This is a genomic window from Streptomyces sp. NPDC020422 (assembly GCF_044386705.1).
Classification (GTDB): Bacteria; Actinomycetota; Actinomycetes; order Streptomycetales; family Streptomycetaceae; genus Streptomyces.
In genome coordinates this window covers 691,392-709,140 of the sequence record NZ_JBIRVJ010000001.1, presented here as the reverse complement: position 1 = coordinate 709,140, position 17,749 = coordinate 691,392, and the positions used below count along the sequence as shown (strand labels likewise).

12 protein-coding genes are annotated in these 17,749 nt (G+C 74.8%); 7 read left to right on the top strand and 5 right to left on the bottom strand.

The features are described 5' to 3' along the window. Positions 1 to 5: 5 nt before the first annotated feature. The 3 genes from ACH414_RS03070 to ACH414_RS03060 all read right to left on the bottom strand — a co-directional run bounded on the left by ACH414_RS03070 (position 6) and on the right by ACH414_RS03060 (position 4,283). Positions 6 to 440 (bottom strand): roadblock/LC7 domain-containing protein, encoded by a 435-nt coding sequence (locus ACH414_RS03070; protein WP_382534886.1) that lies wholly within the window; start codon positions 438 to 440, stop codon positions 6 to 8. Beyond that, positions 437 to 3,262 carry a nitrate- and nitrite sensing domain-containing protein gene (locus ACH414_RS03065; RefSeq protein ID WP_398940677.1) on the bottom strand — a complete coding sequence of 942 codons (2,826 nt, stop codon included), beginning with the start codon at positions 3,260 to 3,262 and terminating at the stop codon, positions 437 to 439. Before ACH414_RS03065 ends, ACH414_RS03070 begins: the two co-directional genes overlap by 4 nt. Positions 3,263 to 3,380: 118 nt before the next feature. Beyond that, positions 3,381 to 4,283, bottom strand: coding sequence for an MHYT domain-containing protein (locus ACH414_RS03060; protein ID WP_382534882.1), 903 nt, complete (start codon positions 4,281 to 4,283; stop codon positions 3,381 to 3,383). 193 nt (positions 4,284 to 4,476) lie between these two features. Here ACH414_RS03060 and ACH414_RS03055 point away from each other — a divergent pair, with 193 nt between their 5' ends. The 5 genes from ACH414_RS03055 to ACH414_RS03035 all read left to right on the top strand — a co-directional run bounded on the left by ACH414_RS03055 (position 4,477) and on the right by ACH414_RS03035 (position 10,090). Further along, on the top strand, positions 4,477 to 5,079 hold the full coding sequence (locus tag ACH414_RS03055) for a class I SAM-dependent methyltransferase (protein ID WP_391768250.1): 603 nt from the start codon (positions 4,477 to 4,479) through the stop codon (positions 5,077 to 5,079). Positions 5,080 to 5,201: 122 nt separating this feature from the next. Next, positions 5,202 to 7,361, top strand: a complete 2,160-nt coding sequence (locus ACH414_RS03050) for a zinc-dependent metalloprotease family protein (RefSeq protein ID WP_398940676.1) — start codon at positions 5,202 to 5,204, stop codon at positions 7,359 to 7,361. 119 nt (positions 7,362 to 7,480) lie between these two features. After that, positions 7,481 to 8,353, top strand: coding sequence for a hypothetical protein (locus ACH414_RS03045; RefSeq protein ID WP_382534876.1), 873 nt, complete (start codon positions 7,481 to 7,483; stop codon positions 8,351 to 8,353). Positions 8,354 to 8,452: 99 nt separating this feature from the next. Beyond that, positions 8,453 to 9,370: a MurR/RpiR family transcriptional regulator gene (locus ACH414_RS03040; RefSeq protein WP_382534874.1), complete on the top strand. Its 918-nt coding sequence runs from the start codon at positions 8,453 to 8,455 to the stop codon at positions 9,368 to 9,370. A gap of 333 nt (positions 9,371 to 9,703) precedes the next feature. After that, positions 9,704 to 10,090 (top strand): hypothetical protein, encoded by a 387-nt coding sequence (locus ACH414_RS03035; protein WP_382534873.1) that lies wholly within the window; start codon positions 9,704 to 9,706, stop codon positions 10,088 to 10,090. A 45-nt stretch (positions 10,091 to 10,135) separates the two neighbouring features. On the opposite strand, the gene ACH414_RS03030 is transcribed toward ACH414_RS03035, so the two are convergent. Both ACH414_RS03030 and ACH414_RS03025 read right to left on the bottom strand, forming a co-directional pair. Next, positions 10,136 to 11,728 (bottom strand): phospholipase D-like domain-containing protein, encoded by a 1,593-nt coding sequence (locus tag ACH414_RS03030; protein ID WP_386562593.1) that lies wholly within the window; start codon positions 11,726 to 11,728, stop codon positions 10,136 to 10,138. Between the two features lie 156 nt (positions 11,729 to 11,884). Beyond that, positions 11,885 to 12,988, bottom strand: coding sequence for a fatty acid desaturase family protein (locus ACH414_RS03025; RefSeq protein ID WP_398940675.1), 1,104 nt, complete (start codon positions 12,986 to 12,988; stop codon positions 11,885 to 11,887). 256 nt (positions 12,989 to 13,244) lie between these two features. Between ACH414_RS03025 and ACH414_RS03020 the strand changes: the two genes are divergently transcribed. Then, positions 13,245 to 16,301 (top strand): SNF2-related protein, encoded by a 3,057-nt coding sequence (locus ACH414_RS03020; protein ID WP_398940674.1) that lies wholly within the window; start codon positions 13,245 to 13,247, stop codon positions 16,299 to 16,301. Continuing rightward, entirely contained in the window at positions 16,298 to 17,740 is a 1,443-nt protein-coding gene (locus ACH414_RS03015; protein ID WP_398940673.1) for an SWF or SNF family helicase, read from the top strand. The genes ACH414_RS03020 and ACH414_RS03015 overlap by 4 nt, the downstream gene beginning before the upstream one ends. The last annotated feature ends 9 nt before the right edge of the window (positions 17,741 to 17,749 follow it).

The following is a 17,749-nucleotide window of genomic DNA, read 5'->3' as shown; positions in this document are numbered from 1 at the left end:
TCCGGTCAGCCGGCGGCCGGCGGGGTCACGGTGAGCCGCGGCGGGGTGTGCAGGTGTTCGCCGACCCGCTTCACCAGGCGGGCCATCTCGTAGGCGATGAGGCCGATGTCGGCGTGGACGGAGCTGAGCACGGCCAGGCAGGAGCCGTCACCCGCGGCGGCGACGAAGAGGAAGCCGTCGTCCATCTCGACCATGGTCTGGCGCACCCCGCCGGTGTGGAACTGCCGTCCGGCACCCTTGGCGAGGCTGTGGAAGCCGGAGGCGATGGCGGCCAGGTGCTCGGCGTCCTCACGGCTGAGCCCGCTGGAGGCTCCGACGGCGAGGCCGTCGTTGGAGAGGACGACGGTGTGGCGGACCTCGCGGACCCGGGTGACGAGGTCGTCGAGGAGCCAGTCGAGTTCGCCGGAGCGGTGGTGGGCAATCCTCTCGTGGTCGATCATGCGTCGTCTCCTTCACTGCCGGGGGCGCTGGATGCGGGCCGGCCGTGGTGGCCGGGGCCCAGGGGGCGTCTGCTGCCGAGGGGGGTGCCGTGGGCGGGGGTGCCGGGAGCGGGTCCGCCGCCGCGCTGCCAGCCGTCGCGGTAGGCGGCCATGCGGTCCCGCACCTGCTCGGGGGTGCGTTCGGCCGGGCCGGGCGCACTTGCCTGGGCCGGGTACGGGTCGGCGGCGGGGGCCTCGCGCAACTGCGGCACCAGGCTCGCCTGGCGGACGCGTCGCGGCAGGTCGGCGTGCGGGTCGGGTGCCCCGTGACCGTCCGCCCCGGGCGGCCCGCCGTCGGCGCCGTGGGGCGTCGGGGCGGCCGGCGACGGGAGGACGGGCGCCGTCCTGGCCGAAGGCACCGGCGCCGGCGCCGGCGCCGCGGTGGCCGAGCGGGTGCGCTGGCGGATGGCCGTGACCCCGGCGGGCGGTGGCCCCTGCCGGTCGGCCGCGTCGCCCGCCCCCTCCTGCTCCCGGGGCGCCGCGAGGGCGGGTATCCGGGGCGGTCGGGGCGCGTCGGGGCCCTGCGCGTGGCCCGTCTGGGGAGCGAGGGCGATCGGGGCGGGGCGCTCCGCGCGGGCGGCTGCCTCGGCGCCGTACCCGGATTCGGTGCCCCGCGGGGGAGCGGCGCCGTACGCGGCTTCGGCGGGCCGGTCCGGGGCGGTGCTGCGGCCCGGCGGGAGGGCGGCCTGGAGCACGTCGGTGGGGAGCAGGACGACCGCGGTCGTGCCTCCGTAGGGCGAGGTGCGCAGCTGGACCCTGATCTCGTGCCGCGAGGAGAGGCGGCTGACGACGAAGAGTCCGAGCCGGTCGCTGTCGAAGAGGTCCAGGGCCTCGGACTGGGCGATGCGGGCGTTCGCCTCGGCCAGGCTGTCCTTGCCCATGCCGAGCCCGCGGTCCTCGATCTCCAGGGCGTAGCCGTTGCCCACGGGTTCGCCGCTGATCCTCACCTTGGTGTGCGGAGGGGAGAACTGGGCCGCGTTCTCGATGAGTTCGGCGAGCAGGTGGGTGAGGTCGGCGACGGCTCCGCCGACGACGGCGGTCTCGGGGAGCTGGCGCACCTCCACGCGGGCGTAGTCCTCGATCTCGGAGACGGCGGCGCGCACGACGTTGGTGAGGGGGACGGGCATGCGCCAGGCGCGGCCGGGTGCGGCGCCGGAGAGGATGATCAGGCTCTCGGCGTGGCGGCGCATGCGGGTCGTGAGGTGGTCGAGCCGGAAGAGGTCGCCGAGTTCGTTGGGGTCGTCGGCGCGTCGCTCCATGCTGTCGAGCAGGTTGAGCTGACGGTGCACCAGGACCTGGCTGCGGCGGGCGAGGTTGACGAAGACGCCGGAGATGCCGTTGGCGAGTTCGGCGCGCTCGACTGCGGCGGAGAGCGCGGCCTGGTGGACGGTGGTGAGTGCCTCGCCGACCTGGCCGACCTCGTCCTGGGGGGCGGGTCCGGGCGGCGCCTCGGCCTCGACGTCGATCTCCTCGCCGGCGCGCAGCCGGCGCATGGCGGAGGGGAGTTTGCGGCGGGCGATCTCCAGAGCGGTGTTGCGCAGGCTGACGAGCTCGATGACGAGGCCGCGGCCGATGCGTACGGAGATGACGAGGGAGGCGGCGACCGCGGCGAGGCCGAGCAGGACGGCGGCGCCGCCGGTGCTGAACGCGCCGCCGCCGAAGGGGTCGGATCGGTCGGCGGCGGTGCGGTGGGCGGCGGTCTCGACGTCCGTGAGGCCCTCGCGTACGAACGCGTGGACGTCGTTCCAGTCGGTGGAGGAGACGGCCTGGGCGGCCCGGCGGCCGGGGGCCGCCGCGCGCACGCTCTCCTCGGCCGCGGTGAGCTGCCGGTAGCCGGGCTGGCGGGTGAGTTCGCGCCAGGCGGTGCGCTGGGGCGCGGGCAGGTCGGCGGTGGCCGACTCGACGAGGGTGCGGCGGGCCTCGACGGCGCCGCCGAAGGCCAGCAGGTGCTCGGCGTCGAGCTGTCCGGTGAGGTGGGCGGAGCCGAGGAGGGCGTCCTCGCGGGCGAGCATCTCTCCCGCGCGGGCGAGTTCGAGGAGGACGCGGGCGTCGGAGCCGGCCTGGGCGTCCTGGATGGTGGTCAGCGCGCCGCCGACGGCGAAGCCGGCGGAGATGGCGGAGGTGTACTCCTCGTAGACCCGGTCCCAGTCGGCGCGCCCTTCGGCCGCCGCGGTGCGGAGCCGGCCGAGGCCCTCGGCCTTCGTCACGAAGGCGGCGACCCGCTCGGAGACGTCCGCGGGGAGGTTGCCGGTGTCGCCGACGGTGTGGCGGGCGTCGAGGCGGAGCCGGCCGACGGCGGTGTCGGTGCGGGCGATGAGGTCCTTGAGCTCGGCTGCGCGCCCGGTGCCGGGGGCGGCGATCTGGCGGACGGCGGCGCGGCGTTCGTCCTGGAGGGCGGCGACGGCGGCGGTGACGGGCTGCCGGATGTCGGCGTCGACGGACTGCAGGAGGCGCAGCCGGGCGATGTCCTGGGCGGTGGTGACGGTGGCGAAGCCCCACAGGGAGAGCAGCGAGACGACCGGGACCATCAGGAGGGAGACGATCTTCGCGCGGACGGTACGGGGTCGCAGGGCACGCAGACGGCCGCGCGCGGGGGCGGCCGCGGTCCGGGACGCCGGGTGTCCGGCTCCGGGCGTGGGGCCCGGAGCGGCGGGTGCGGCCGGGGCGGGCTCGCTCCGTGGCGTCTCGTCGGCGGGCCGGCCGGCGTGTGCGCGGCGCCCGCGGGCCGCCGCCGACGGCTGCGCCGGGTGCTCGGCCTCCGGGGTCTTGCGGGGAGTTCGCATGGCCTCCTCGTTCCTTCGTTCACGGGCCGGCCGGTAAGGGTCGGTCCGCCTGGTGCTCGGGGCTTACGGTGCGGAGGGCGGCGCCCTGGGTGTTCCGCCTGGACCGGTCGGAGGGGCCCTAGGCCCGCACGTGGCGCGGGTCCGCCGGGGCGTCGTCCACCGGACCGGACGGGTGCCCGTGGCCGCGCGGGCGGATGTGCTGTTCGGTCGGCGGCTCGGGGTGGAAGCCGGGGGGCGCGACGTCCACGGCGCGTTCGTCGGGTTCGGTGAGGCGCCCCGCGGAGGCGTAGGCGGCGCGTTCGCCCGCCGTCGGGGAGAGCGCGACGAAGGCGGAGGTGATGAAGAGGTAGGAGCCGAGGCCGACGGCGAGCGGGAAGATGAACTGCATGACGGAGGCCCCGGAAAGGGGCGCGGCGGAGGGGGCGACCTCGACCCGCACGGCGAACATTCCGGTGTAGTGCATGCTGCTGACGGCGGCGCCCATGACGAGGGAGGCGAGCGCCACGGCCGCCGGCGCGTGGATGTTGAGCGCGGCCCACAGGGCCGCGGTGGCGGCCACGACGGCGATGACGACGGAGAGCGCGACGAGCATCGGGTCGTACCGGACCTGTCCGTGCAGCCGGAGGGCGGCCATGCCCATGTAGTGCATGCTCGCGACTCCGATGCCGGTGGTGAGGCCGCCGATCAGCAGGGAGCGGACGCGGTCGCGTCCGTATCCGACGGAGAAGACTCCGATGCCCACGACGGCCATGGCGATGAGCAGGCTGAGGAGGGTGAGGGGCACGTCGTAGCGGATGTCGGTGCCGGTCACGCCGAAGCCGAGCATGGCGACGAAGTGCATCGTCCAGATGCCGGTGCCGATGGCGGAGGCCGCGGTGAGCAGCCAGTTGCGCCGCGAGCGCCCCGTCGCGTCGAGGGCGCGTACGGTGCAGCGCAGCCCGAGGGCGGCGCCGATGCAGGCCATCACGTATGACAGCGCGGGGGTCAGCCAGCCGAAGGTGGCGTGGTCCAGGTGTCCCATGACTCAGGGACGCTAGTGCGCCCCCAGGGGCGCACCAGGGGCGCATTTCGAAAGCTGATGGAATATGACAAGGAGATGTTCCCGAACGATCGCGACTGGCTCGAACGTGCGCACAGATCGTTCACTCTTCCGGGGAGAAATCGGGGGGAACCTCACGCCTGCGAGTGAGTTGCACGTGCGGGATCATGGACGCATGAGCGATGACCCCACACAGGTACGGGAGTTCTTCGGCGTCCGCGCCGCCGACTGGGACGCCCGCTTCCCCGACGACGGCCCCGCCTACGCGGCTGCCGTGGCCGATCTCGGCCTGCGCCCGGGCGACGCGGTGCTCGACGCGGGCTGCGGCACCGGCCGCGCCCTGCCCCCGCTGCGCGAGGCGGTCGGTTCGACGGGCACGGTGATCGGCGCGGACCTGACGCCCGAGATGCTCGCCGAGGCGGTCCGGGCCGGGCGCGACAAGGCCGCCGCGCTGGTCCTCGCGGACGTCTCCCGTCTGCCGCTGCGCGACGGGGCGCTCGACGCGGTGTTCGGTGCGGGCCTCGTCTCGCACCTCGCAGATCCCGCCCGGGACCTGCGCGAGCTGGCCCGAGTGGTCAGGCCCGGCGGGCAGCTCGCGCTGTTCCACCCGATCGGCCGCGCAGCGCTGGCCGCCCGGCACGGCCGGCAGATCACCGAGGACGACCTGCGGGCCGAGCCCAATCTCCGCGCCGTGCTGGACCGTTCGGGCTGGGAGCTGCGCAGCTACGTGGACGAGGACGACCGCTATCTGGCACTCGCCGAGCGCCGCGCGCAGTGACCGACGGGTGACGGTGCGGGCGATCCGGTGATCACACTGACGCCGGGAGGAAGCCTTCTGACGATCCGACAGCAACGGGTCCGGCCGGGCGGTCGGACCCCAGGACGGCAGGAAGGCGACAGATGGCCCGCAACAGATGGACGGGCGGCGGCGCGGCGCTCGGAGCGATGGTGCTCGGGGCCACCGCGATCACCGGTTTCGCACCCCCCGCGGACGGCACCGAACGGGACGGCCCGGCGTCGACCCGCGACCGGGAGGTCCGCGCGGCGGTCGCCGCGGGGGTGTTCGGCGCGGACCCGGCGGACCGGACGCGGGCCGGGGGCGGCGGCCGCACCACCCCGGCCCCGGGCGACGCCGCAGAGGACTTCGGGGCCGACTACGTGCGCCACCGGGTCGCCCGGGTCCTGCCCGCCGCGCTCGCTCCGATCTGCAGCAACGCCTACGGGCAGGAAGTGACGTTTCCGCTCTTCGACGACGTCACCGTGCAGGCGGTCGAGACGAAGCGCAGCACCGTCGGCTCGCTGCTGGTCTGGCACGGCACGGTCGCCGGCACCGCCGACCAGGACGTGGTGCTCACCCTGGAGGGCGGCTGCGACCGGAAGCCCGGCAACGAGATCCTCAGCGCGCAGTTCCTGCTGGGCGGCGACCTGTACGCCGTGGAGCCGCTGTCCGAGGGCCGGGTCCAGGTCACCCAGACCACCCCGCTCACCGACGAGGACGAGCCCGTCGCGCCGACGCCGCCCGCCACCCGCCCGGTCACGGGTGGCCGGGCGGCACCGGACACCGCACTCGCGGGCGCGGTGCTCTCCTCCGACGAGGCCCAAAGGGCGGCGGCCGCCTGCAAGGGCGGCCAGGGCTATTCCCTGGTCGACGTCCTGGTCGGCTACACCCCCGGCGCCCGCACCGAGGCCGGCGGCGACGCCCAGATCAGGGCCGCCGCCGCACGCGGCATCGCCCTCGCCAACGAGGCCTTCGCGGAAAGCGGGGTGAAGACGCGGGTGCGGCTGGTCGGCACCGCACTCACGAGCGTTCCCGCCGCCCAGGACGGCGTCACCGACTCCCTGCTCGCCGCCGTCGCCAGGACCGACGACGGCGTCGCCGACAACATCCCCCAGCTGCGCGAGCAGTACGGCGCCGACCTCGTCTCCGTCATCGCCGCGGGCCGCGCCGCTGGCGGGCTCGGCTACACCCCGGCCGACCCCGGCCCCTCCACCGCCCCCTGGGGGTACTCCGTGGTCGGCCAGAAGGCCGTGGCCCGCTTCTCCATGGGCCACGAGATCGGGCACAACCTCAGCGCCGACCACGACCGGGTCACCCAGCCGGTGCAGCACGAGAACGGTGCCACCGGCTACTTCCCGCCCGGGGGCGACTGGTCCTCCGTGATGGCGTACGAGTCGAGCTGCCGCAAGGCCACCAAGGGCGGCTGCACTCGGATCAACCGTTTCAGCAACCCCGGGCAGACCTATCGCGGCGAGCCGCTCGGCGTCCCGATCGGCAGGGCCGACTCGGCCGACAGCACCGATGTGCTCAGCCGCACCGGCAAGGCCGTCGCCGCCTACCGCGCGGCGAAGGCCTCCGACGCGCTGTGCGCCGTGACCACCTCGGTCTCCCCCAGGGGCGCCGGAACGGTGACGGCCGGCACCCCGGGACCGTACCCGCAGGGCACCGTAGCCACCTTCGACGCGGCGGCGCACAAGGGATACGTCTTCTCCGGCTGGAAACTCGACGGCAAGGCCGCGAAGGGTGGCGCCACCGGCTTCCGCGTACCGTCCGGCGACCACACGCTCGTCGCCGAGTTCAGGAAGGGCACCACCCCCACCTCCACCGTCACCACCACGGTCTCCGGCAGCGGCACCGTGCAGAGGGCCCCCGCCGAGCGGGCCGAGTCCGAGGGCGCCGACCTGCTCTACGAGGCCGTCCCCGCACCCGGGTGGGACTTCGCGGGCTGGGTGCTCGACGGCTCGTACGCGGGTGACGCCGACGCCATCGCGCTCCACGGCGGCACGGACGACATGCGGCTCACCGCCCTGTTCGAGCAGAAGCGCCACCGGCTGACCGTGGTCCGCCAGGGCCGGGGGACGGTCGGGCTCTCGCAGGACGGGCCCTACTCGGACGGCGACACCGTCACCGCGACCGCCACGCCGTCCCCTGGGTACGTCTTCAAGGACTGGCTGCTCGACGGCGAACCGTACGGCGGTGACGAGGAACGCTCCAGGGGCGAGACCGCGATCCTCTTCGAGCAATCGGGCCACACCCTGACGGCCGTCTTCGAGCGCGCCTGATCCCGGGTACGGCGCTGATGCCTCCTCGCGCCCGCCCGTCGGGATGTTCCGGCGACAGCTCTCGACGGGCGGGTTACTCACTGGTTAGGGTGCGCCGACGACCAGATGGGGAGGCTGCCGTGGGTGAACCGGAATCCGCCGTGCCCGGCGCGGAGGACGGCGACGAGGATGCGCTGTTCGTGCTGACGGCGGCGCTGCTCACGCCCGCGCGCTTCCCGACCGTGCTCGGTGACGACTACCCGGCGGCGTGCGCCGCGCTGAACCTGGAACCGTACGCCGAGGGCTACGGGCTCGTCTTCGGGCAGGACGGCACGGGCGCGCGCTGGACCGTCATCGTCGACGACGTGTCGCTGGTCGCCGTGGCCATCTCCTCCTGGGACTGCGGGATGGAGTACGACCTGTCCCCCGACGAGCAGTCGGTCGTCTCCGCCCTCCCCGGCTGGCCGCTCGCGGTCGCCACGGCCGCGCCCGGCGTGCCCGCACCCCACGATCCCGCGCCCGAGGAGGGCGCCCCGGCCCCGCTCGCGCCCCCGGACGGCAGCAGATGGGGACCGGCCCAGCGCCGGCTCGGCGCGGACATGGTGGCCCTGCAGTGGGCCGAGTGGCGTGGGCGGATGGACGGCGACGGCGACGCCGCCGGGGGCGGGGCCGGCGACGGCGCCGTGGCCGGGGCCGGAGGGGCGGCAACTCCCGGCTCGGGTCCCGACGGTGCGGCTCCCGGCCCGTACGACGGTGTGCGCCGGGCGCTCGCCGAGCTCGACGGGTACCTGACGCAGGCGCCGCCCGTAGGACGGGTGCGGTCCAGTTTCGCCGGGGGCGAGGCGCGGATGCTGCGGGCCGACGGGCCTGGCTGGTCGCTCGTCGCGCGGACCGACGACATGGCCTTCGTCCTCCTCGACTCCGAGCCGAACGAGGTGCTTCCGGTGGCCCGCGGCCCGAAGCTGCCCGCCCTCCTGGAGGCCCTGGACGCGATGGCGGTCCGCCCTTCGTGACTCCCGCTCGGAGGTTCCACCCCGTGCCACGCAATGATCATCCGACTGCGGAGCGTGGGCTATGTTGGAACACGAGTGACGTTCGAGGGAGGTTCGCCGGTGTCATCGGGGCAGCAGGCACGCGCGCAGGCGGCCGCGATCACGCCCGGCGGGACCCCGCCGGACCAGGAGAAGGCGCCCGCCGACCGACTGCTCGCGCTCTTCGACGGACACCGCCTCTCCCCCGGTCAGCGGCGGATCGCCCAGTATCTGATCGACCACCTCACCGAGGCCGCCTTCCTCTCGATCACCGAGCTCGCCGAGCGGGTCGGCGTCAGCCAGCCCTCGGTGACCCGTTTCGCGGTCTCCCTCGGCTTCAGCGGCTATCCCGCGCTGCGCGAGGTGCTGCAGCCCATCGCCCTGAGCGCGGTGGCCGGCACCCCCGACAGTCGCGAGCAGATCCGGCAGAACGAGCTCCAGGCGGCCGTCGACGCCGAGATCGAGAACCTGGAGAACGTGCGCCGGCTCCTCGCCGACACCAACCAGGTGCTCGAGATCGGGCGCGAACTGGCCCACTCGGTCCCGCTGACCGTTCTGGGCCTGCGCATCTCGGTCTCCCTCGCGGAGTACTTCGCGTACGCCGCCCGCCGCATCCATCCGGACGTGCGCGTGGTGACCCGCGGCGGCAGCGTGGCCTACGACGCGCTGCTCCAGGCCCGCGCGGCCGGCGGCGGCTGGGTGCTGGCCTTCGCCATGCCGCGGCACGCCAACGAGACCCTGGCCGCCCTGCGGGCCGCCCGCAGCACCGGTCTGCGCGTGGTGCTGATCACCGACCCCACCGTCGGTCCGCTCGTCGAGGAGGCCGACGTGGTGCTGACCGCGGGCGCCGGCTCACGGCTCGTCTTCGACTCGTACGCGGCCCCGGGCATGCTCTCGGCGGCCCTTCTCCAGGCGATGGCCGATGCCGATCCGGAGCGGACCCAGGCCCGCCTCGAACAGTACGAACAGGTCGCTGACCAGCACGGATTCTTCCTCTAGGGGCCTGCCGCAGGGGTGTCGGGCCGCCGTCGCCGCAGAGCGATATTCAGCCTCGCCGTATGCATGAAATTTTTCATACCCTTGCGTACTCGACGGTATATATATTTACTGACTGCGGCGTTCCGGATCCGGACGGGCCAGGGAGGACGACCCCATGTCCTCGTCGAACAGCCACCCAGCGTGCCGCTCCTCCTCGCGGTACGACCGGGTGACGGTCAAGGCCCGCGGATCTGACGGGACGCCCGTGGCGGCCTCGGCCAACCCCCCCCCTGGGCCGAGGCCGCCTCCTCACTGTCTCGATCAAAGCTTCGACACCCCTCGGAAGTGACGAGAATGTCCCAGACGGCCACCCTCACGCGCAGCCCGGACTGGCCCCTCCAGGTCAAGGCCCCCGGCACGCACGACTGGGAACGCAGCGCCACCCGGTGGCTGCGGGACCTGCTCCCGGCCCGCTACGGCGGCTACGCGACGCTGACCCGTCACCCCGCCCTGCTCACCCGGCACGTCCAGCTCCAGCTCCAGCACGAGATGCGCGCCGTGCGCGCGGCCCTGCAGACCAGCCGTGCCGAGCTGCCCAGGATGGGGGTGGCCGAGGTGCTCATCGAGAACTCGATCAGGATGTACGCCACCGAGCTCGAACAGCTGGGCAGGCTCTCCCGGGGCGTCCGGCTGGTCTCCGAGGCCCTCCTCGTGGGCCCGCCGGGGCAGCGCAGGCGCTGACGCCCGGGGCGGTGCGCGGCGCACCGCCCCGAGCCGCCCGGCACGTCAGCCCTGGCAGACGCCTCGCGCGTAGTCGTACGTGGCGGTCGCCTGGGAGTACGTCCACTGCGGGGCGAGCAGTCCGTCCGCGAGCTGGCGCGCGGCGGCGGGGCTCTCGATCACGTAGCCGAAGTCCTGCAGCCAGGACGAGTACAGGTTCTTCGAGCCGATGTAGAAGGCCGAGTCGTCCACCGAGACCAGCTTGTGGTGCTGGGCGTACGGCTTGCCGTCCGCCCAGGTCGCCTTGTCCGAGGCGCGGAACGAGGCGAGCTGCAGACCCGAGCACATGGCGGCCTCCGCCTTCCGCTCGTCGCCCGTCAGCGCCTTCAGGCGGCCGCGCAGGACGTCGCTCACCTCGGACAGGGACTTGATCTGGGAGTAGCCGCCGCTGCCGACGGCACCCCGGTTGGCCGGGTCGCTGACCACGATCCGCACCTTCACGCCGGCGGCCAGCTTCGCGGCCAGGGTGTCGTAGAGGCGTACGTCGTAGCGGGGCAGGATCGGGCAGAACGCGTTCAGGTCCTGCTGCGAGATCTCGATGTGCCGGGTCGCGCTCGCGACCAGCGCGCGCAGGGCGCTCTCCTCGGGATTGACCGTGTCGTAGTCCCGGTCGGCGTTGGTGTAGTCGTGGACGCCCACTCCGCACTTGGCGGCGGAGGCGTCCGGCAGCACGGGCTTGAACGCCGAGGCCGGGTCGTTCTGCCGGATGCCGACGCCGAGACCGCCCACCGCGAGGGCCGGCACGTCGCCGTCGGCGGCCGGGGCGGCGGTCCTGGGCAGGGTGGGCAGGCACCCCGCGCCGTCGGAGGAGGCGAACCAGACGCTGCTCCAGGTGCTCTTGTTGCGGCAGGTCCAGTCCCACAGGGTGTCGAGGTAGCGGCCCGCGGAGCCGGCCGCCGGGCCGGACAGGGCGAGGTCGACGTCGTTCACCGGGTGGGCGGTGTCGAGGTAGTCGTCCTTCCAGCTGTTGACGCCGCCGGTGATGACCGTCTCGCCGTCGACCACCACCAGCTTGGAGTGGTTCCAGGAGAGGCCCGTCTTCGAGGCGGTCATCGAGGCCACGTTGAGGGTGACGCGGGCGGCGTCGGGGCCCAGCTTGGCGACCAGCTCGTCGCGGTAGGAGGACGGGATGACGTTGGCGTGGTAGACCGGCGCCGCGCCGACCAGGACGCGCACCTTCAGCCGGTTGCCCTTCTGTGCCGCCTCCTTCAGGCCGGCCACGATCGCGTCCTGGAAGCCGCCGTTGGGAAACGGCGCCAGCGTGGATATGTCGACGCTCTGCCGGGCCCGGGCGATGTCCTCGCGCACCTTCTCCAACAGGCGGCGGGAGCCGGGGCGGTCGGCGCAGGAGGGGTCGCCCCAGCAGCCGGGGGTCTGCAGCAACCAGTCGGAGCCGCCGGGAGCGGAGGCGCCGAGGCGGTTCCCGGCGGTGCGCTCCCAGACCGAGCCTTCGAGGCCCGGGGAGACCTGGCGCAGGGTCTGCTCCACCGCGTCCAGGTGCGGGGTGGGCGACGACGCGTCTGCGGACGCCGGGGTGGCGGGCAGCAGGACGAGGGAGAGTGCGAGGGCTGTGGCCGTCGTACGGACGGTGCGTGCCAATGTCGTTCCTTGCATGGGGAGTGGCTCAGGCCGGGCGCGGCGCGTGCAGCGGGGCGCCCCGACCTTGATCAACTCCGGCAAGTTACCAGCACGTAGCGACCCGTTCGCCCTGGTTGGGCGTCTTCCGGCCAGTCCCGGCCCCGCGGCGCCCCGGCTCTACGCGATGCCCTCGGTGCGCAGCGGGGCCCCCACCTCGTGCAGGTGGCCGAGCGCCTGGCGGTACGACTCCACGAAGCCGGTCTCCGTGTAGGGGATGCCGAGCTCCGCGCAGTGCGCGCGTACCGCGCTCTGGGCGAGACGCAGGTGCGGCCGGGGCATGCTGGGGAAGAGGTGGTGCTCGATCTGGTAGTTGAGGCCACCGAGAAACCAGTCCGTGAGCACCCCGCCGCGGATGTTGCGGGAGGTCAGCACCTGACGGCGCAGATGACCCCAGGAGTCGCCGTCCGGGTGGGCGTCCGGCATCTCCATGCCCTTGTGGTTCGGGGCGAAGGCCATGCCCAGGTGCACCCCGAGCAGCATCTGGTGGACCAGGGCGAAGGCCAGGGCCTGGAGCGGGGTCAGGAGGGTCAGGAGCAGGACCGCGTATCCGACCAGGTGGCTGAGGAGCAGACCGCCCTCGACGAGCCGTTCGCGACGGGTGCGGTAGGGCCCGTCCGCGGAGAGCAGCGCCTGGACGCCGTACACCTTCAGGGCGATGCCCTCCAGGGTGGTCAGGGGGAAGAAGAGCCAGGCCTGGTGGCGGGTGAGCCAGCGGCGCAGTCCGGTGCGCTCCGTGGTCTGGTGGGCGGCGAAGACCAGGACGTCGGCGGCCACGTCCGGATCCTTGTCGAGGTGGTTGGGGTTGGCGTGGTGCCGGTTGTGCTTGTCGTTCCACCACTCGCGGCTCATGCCGAGGAGCAGGTTGGCGTGGACGAGCTGGATGGCCCGGCCGAGTCCCCGCCGGTCGGTGATCTGGGAGTGCCCGGCGTCGTGGCCGACGAACGCGACACGGGCGGAGAGCAGCGCGAGCGGCACGGCGAGCAGCAGCGCCCACCAGGACGGGCCGATGAGCGCGAGGCCGGTGACCACGGCGGCGATGCCGAGGAGGTTGACCAGGATGCCCCGGGCGTACCAGCCGGGCCGGCGCCCGAGGAGCCCCTGCTCCCTGACGGTGCGCAGGAGGGGGGCGAACTCGCTGCCGCCGCCCTTGCCGTGACGGCGGACGGGGTGCGGGTCGGGCGCCGCGGGGGGCGCGGTGAGCGTCGCGGTGGCCTGGGACATGGCGGTCTCCGGGATCCGTGGAAGGGGCTGCCGCGCGGGCCGCGCCGGCTTGTTGAAACGTACGGATCGGCCCTCACCCCGGGCCATGGCGGCACCACCCGGACCCGGTCGGGGGTCGCCCGGGGGGCGGGGGTGGGGTCTTCCCCAGCAGGTGCCCTCGGGGTGACGTGGATCACGGTGTCGTTCGACGCGTGGGGGTGGCCGGTTCGGGTACCCTCGGCCGCTCGAAGCTCAAGTAGTCAAATTTGAGGAATGCGTGTTGTCGCTGTCGCCGTCGTCCTCGTTGCCGCCCGCTCCCCCGTCGCCCGCCGATGAACTCGCCCGCTGCTCCGTCGTGTTCCTCCCCGCCGATCCGCCCCGAGCGGGCCGCGTCGCCTTCTGGGACCCGGACCTCGGGGCGCCGGCGAACCCGGCCGCGTCCGGCGGAGCCGCCTCCCCCGTGGCCGCACCCCCTGTCATCGAACCGACCGCGGCCGAACCGGTCGTCGCCGAACTGACCGTCGTCGGCGACGACCTGCGGCCGGTACCCGTACCCGCCCTCCTGCTCCCCGTACGCGAGGCCCTGCCCGTCCTCGTCCGGGCGCGGACGGCCGAGGGCGCCTCGCCCGCGGCCGCCTTCTGGGGAGCCGCGGCCCTGTTCTCCCTGGAGCTGGTCTCCCGCGGCCTGCTCCTGCCCGGCCTCACCGCCACCGACCTCGACGCGTGGCGGGCCGGGCCGCTCGGCGCAGAGGAACTGGCAGCGCTCCGCGACCTCGCCGCCTCCATGCCGCCCTCGGCCCACGCCGTACCGCTGCCCGCGACGACGGTGGACGCGCCACTGCTCCTCCCCGAACAGGAGGGGCTGCTCCGGGCGTTCGCCGACGCCGTCGCCGACGTCCTGCCGCGCACCCCGGCCGCTCCCCTGGCGGCGGGCGGCCCCGCCTTCACCGCCGACGAGCGCAGGGAACCGCGGGCACTGCCGCACCAGCGGGCCTGGGCGGCGGATGTGGCGGCGGGTCACGACGCCGGCGTACGCCTGTCGCTGCGCCTGGAGCTCCTGGGGGCTGAGGGCGCGTACGGGGCCGACGAGGCGTACCGGGGCGATCAGGACTCCGGGTCCGCCGCCGCCTCCGCTCCCGCCTTCCGCGCCGTCCTGCAGATGCACGCCGTCGCCGACCCCGCTTCGGTCGCGGACGCCGCCGAGGTGTGGGCCGGCACCTCCCCGGCCGGTGCCGCCTTCGGGCCCCGCGCCCGGATGGACGCCCTACTCGCGCTGCGCCGGGCGGCCCGGGCCTGGCCACCGCTCTCCCCGCTGCTCTCGGCGGCCGTCCCCGACGCCGTCGAGCTCGCCGACGAGGAGGTCGCCGAACTCCTGGGCCCGGCGGCCCGCGCCCTGGCGGCGACCGGGGTGCGCGTCCACTGGCCGCGCGAACTCGCGAACCGGCTCACCGCCCGCGCCGTCATCGGACCACCCGGCGCATGGGACCGGTCCGGCGAGCCGGACGCCGCGAACGACGACGCCGACCGGCCGGGCGGGCGCGCCACGCGGGACCGGGGCGGCGACGCCCTGCCCTCCTTCCTCTCCCCCGACGCGCTGCTCTCCTTCGACTGGCGCTTCGCCGTGGGCGACGAGGAGCTGACGCGCGCGGAGCTCGACCGGATCGCCGAGGCCGGCCGGCCCCTCGTCCGCCTCCGCGACCAGTGGGTGCTCGTCGATCCCGAGGAGCTGCGGCGAGCCCGGACGTCACGGGACCGCAAGCTCACCACGGTGGACGCGCTGGGCGCCGTCCTCACCGGAACCACCGAGATCGACGGGCGTCGCGTGGAGGTCCAGGCGACCGGCTGGGTGGAACGCCTGCGGGCCCGGCTCTGCGAACCCGAGGGCGGCGAGCCGGAGATCGCCCAGCCCGCCGCGCTCGCCGCGACCCTGCGCGACTACCAACTGCGCGGTCTCGGGTGGCTGCACCGGATGACCTCGCTCGGGCTCGGGGGCTGTCTCGCCGACGACATGGGCCTGGGCAAGACGATCACTTTGATCGCCCTCCATCTGCACCGGCAGACCGACCCCGGCACCGCCGGCCCCACCCTGGTGGTCTGCCCGACCTCCCTGATGGGCAACTGGCAGCGCGAGATCGAGAAGTTCGCGCCGGGCACGCCCGTGCGCCGCTTCCACGGCCCGGCGCGCGACCTGGAGGGCCTCGCCGAAGGGGAGTTCGTCCTCACCACGTACGGCACGATGCGGCTCGACGCGCCACGACTCGCCGAACGCTCCTGGGGTCTGGTCGTCGCGGACGAGGCGCAGCACGTCAAGAACCCGTACTCGGCGACCGCCCGCGCGCTGCGCACGATCCCCGCCACGGCGCGGGTCGCGCTCTCGGGCACGCCCGTGGAGAACAACCTCTCCGAGCTGTGGGCGATCCTCGACTGGACGACGCCCGGGCTGCTCGGCGGCCTCGGCGCGTTCCGCAGCCGGTACGCGGCGGCCGTGGAGGGCAGCCGTGACCCCGCGGCGGCCGAACGGCTCGCCGCGCTCGTGCGCCCCTTCCTGCTGCGGCGCCGCAAGTCGGACCCGGGGATCGCGCCCGAACTCCCGCCGAAGACCGAGACCGACCGGGCGGTCGCCCTGACCAGGGAACAGGCGGGGCTCTACGAGGCCGTGGTCCGCGAGACGCTGGCCGCCATCGCCGAGGCCGACGGCATGGAGCGGCGCGGCCTGGTGGTCAAGCTGCTCACCGGCCTCAAGCAGATCTGCAACCACCCGGCGCAGTTCCTCAAGGAGGACCGGCCGCGGGTCGGGGGCCGCTCGGGCAAGCTGGAGCTCCTGGACGAGCTGCTCGACACGATCCTCGCGGAGGGGGCGAGCGTCCTCGTCTTCACGCAGTACGTGCAGATGGCGCGGCTGCTGGAGACGCACCTGGCCGGCCGGGGCGTGCGCACGCAGTTCCTGCACGGCGGCACCCCGGTCGCCGAGCGGGAGGCGATGGTGGCCCGCTTCCAGGCCGGCGAGGTGCCGGTCTTCCTGCTGTCCCTGAAGGCGGCCGGCACCGGGCTCAACCTCACCCGGGCGGAGCACGTCGTGCACTACGACCGCTGGTGGAACCCGGCCGTGGAGGCGCAGGCCACCGACCGCGCGTACCGGATCGGGCAGACCCAGCCGGTGCAGGTCCACCGGCTGATCGCCGAGGGCACGATCGAGGACCGGATCGCGGACATGCTGGAGCGCAAGCGCGCGCTGGCCGACGCCGTGCTCGGCGCGGGCGAGGCGGCGCTGACGGAACTGACCGACGCGGAGCTCGCGGAGCTGGTGCGGCTGCGCGGGGAGGACGGACGATGAGCGGGTACGGGACCGGGGACGAGCGCACCTTCGCGGCACTGCCGCCGGTGCGGGGTTCGGTGTTCGCCCGGACCTGGTGGGGCCGGGCGTGGCTGAAGGCGCTGGAGGACACGGCGCTCGACGGGCAGCAGCTGAAGCGGGGGCGGCGACACGCTCGGGCCGGGGCGGTCGGCGCGGTGTCGGTGCGGCCGGGCCGGATCACGGCCGTGGTGCAGGAGCCCGACGGCACGGCGTACCGCGGCGACGTGCTGCTCCAGGAACTCTCCGATCAGGAGTGGGACCGCTTCGTCGACCTGGCGGTGGACAGCGCGGGGCACATCGCGGCCCTGCTCGACCGGGAGATGCCGCCCCATCTGGTGGAGGACGCGGCGGCGGCCGGCCTCGACCTGCTGCCGGGCATCGGCGACCTGGAACCGCGGTGCGGCTGCGAGGCCTGGGACCACTGCCCGCACACGGCGGCCCTCTGCTACCAGGTGGCGCGGCTCCTCGACGAGGATCCGTTCGTGCTGCTGCTGATGCGGGGGCGGGGCGAGCGGGCGCTGCTCGACGCGCTCCAGGAGCGCAGCGCGGCCCGGGCCGCCGGGGCCGCCGGTGCCCAGGGCTCGGAGGACGACGCCGGGAGGCGGGGTTCGGGAGCGCCGGGCTCGGCGGGCGTGGGCGGTGCGTCGGACGCGGCCGGTGCACCCGGGACCTCGGGCGTCCCGGGTGCGTCGGGTGCGGGTGGCATCGCCGGCGCATCGGGCGTGCCCGGAGTCGCGGGTGCCTCCGGTACGCCGGGCGTGCCGGTTGTGTCCGGCGGTTCGGGCGGGGCAGGCGTGTCGGCGGCGGAGGCGTTCGCCGCGGGCGGCATCCTGCCGCCCCTTCCGGCCGTGCCCGTCCCGCCCGCGGTGCCCGGCGAGCCGCCGTCGCTGGACACCGAGAACGGCCCGGAGCCGGGCATCGACCCCGCGGCGCTGGAGTTCCTCGCGGCGGACGCCGCGGCCCGGGCGCATCGGATGCTCTCGGGGGCGCTCGACGACACCCCGCTGACGGCGGCGCAGGATGCGGTACGGCTCGCCGCGGGGGACCCCGTGTCGTGGATCGCGGCGCGGCTCGCCGAGGGCTCGGGGCGCGGCCCGACCGGGCTCGAACTGGGCGTACGCGCCTGGCGGTTCGGCGGCGCGGCCGCGCTGTCGGTCCTGGAGGAGGAGTGGGAGCCGGGCCCCGAGGCGCTGGTGCGGGCGCACGCGCAGCTGGCCGAGGCCTGGGAGGACGGCGAACGCCCCGACCTCCGGCCGGCGGGCGCCGCGCGGTGGACGCTCGCCGGCGCGGACGCGCAGCTGCGGCTCGGCGCGGACGGACGCTGGTGGCCGTACCGCAAGGAGCACGGGCACTGGGCCCCGGCGGGCCCGGCGGAGCAGGACCCGGCGGCGGCGCTCGTGGCCGCGGAGACGCCGTGACGCCGGGCC

Coding starts and splice junctions, on each gene's coding strand:
- ACH414_RS03065 (WP_398940677.1), bottom strand. CDS start 3,262: ATGCGAACTCCCCGCAAGACCCCGGAGGCCGAGCACCCGGCGCAGCCG.
- ACH414_RS03050 (WP_398940676.1), top strand. CDS start 5,202: ATGGCCCGCAACAGATGGACGGGCGGCGGCGCGGCGCTCGGAGCGATG.
- ACH414_RS03035 (WP_382534873.1), top strand. CDS start 9,704: ATGTCCCAGACGGCCACCCTCACGCGCAGCCCGGACTGGCCCCTCCAG.
- ACH414_RS03070 (WP_382534886.1), bottom strand. CDS start 440: ATGATCGACCACGAGAGGATTGCCCACCACCGCTCCGGCGAACTCGAC.
- ACH414_RS03055 (WP_391768250.1), top strand. CDS start 4,477: ATGAGCGATGACCCCACACAGGTACGGGAGTTCTTCGGCGTCCGCGCC.
- ACH414_RS03025 (WP_398940675.1), bottom strand. CDS start 12,988: ATGTCCCAGGCCACCGCGACGCTCACCGCGCCCCCCGCGGCGCCCGAC.
- ACH414_RS03060 (WP_382534882.1), bottom strand. CDS start 4,283: ATGGGACACCTGGACCACGCCACCTTCGGCTGGCTGACCCCCGCGCTG.
- ACH414_RS03015 (WP_398940673.1), top strand. CDS start 16,298: ATGAGCGGGTACGGGACCGGGGACGAGCGCACCTTCGCGGCACTGCCG.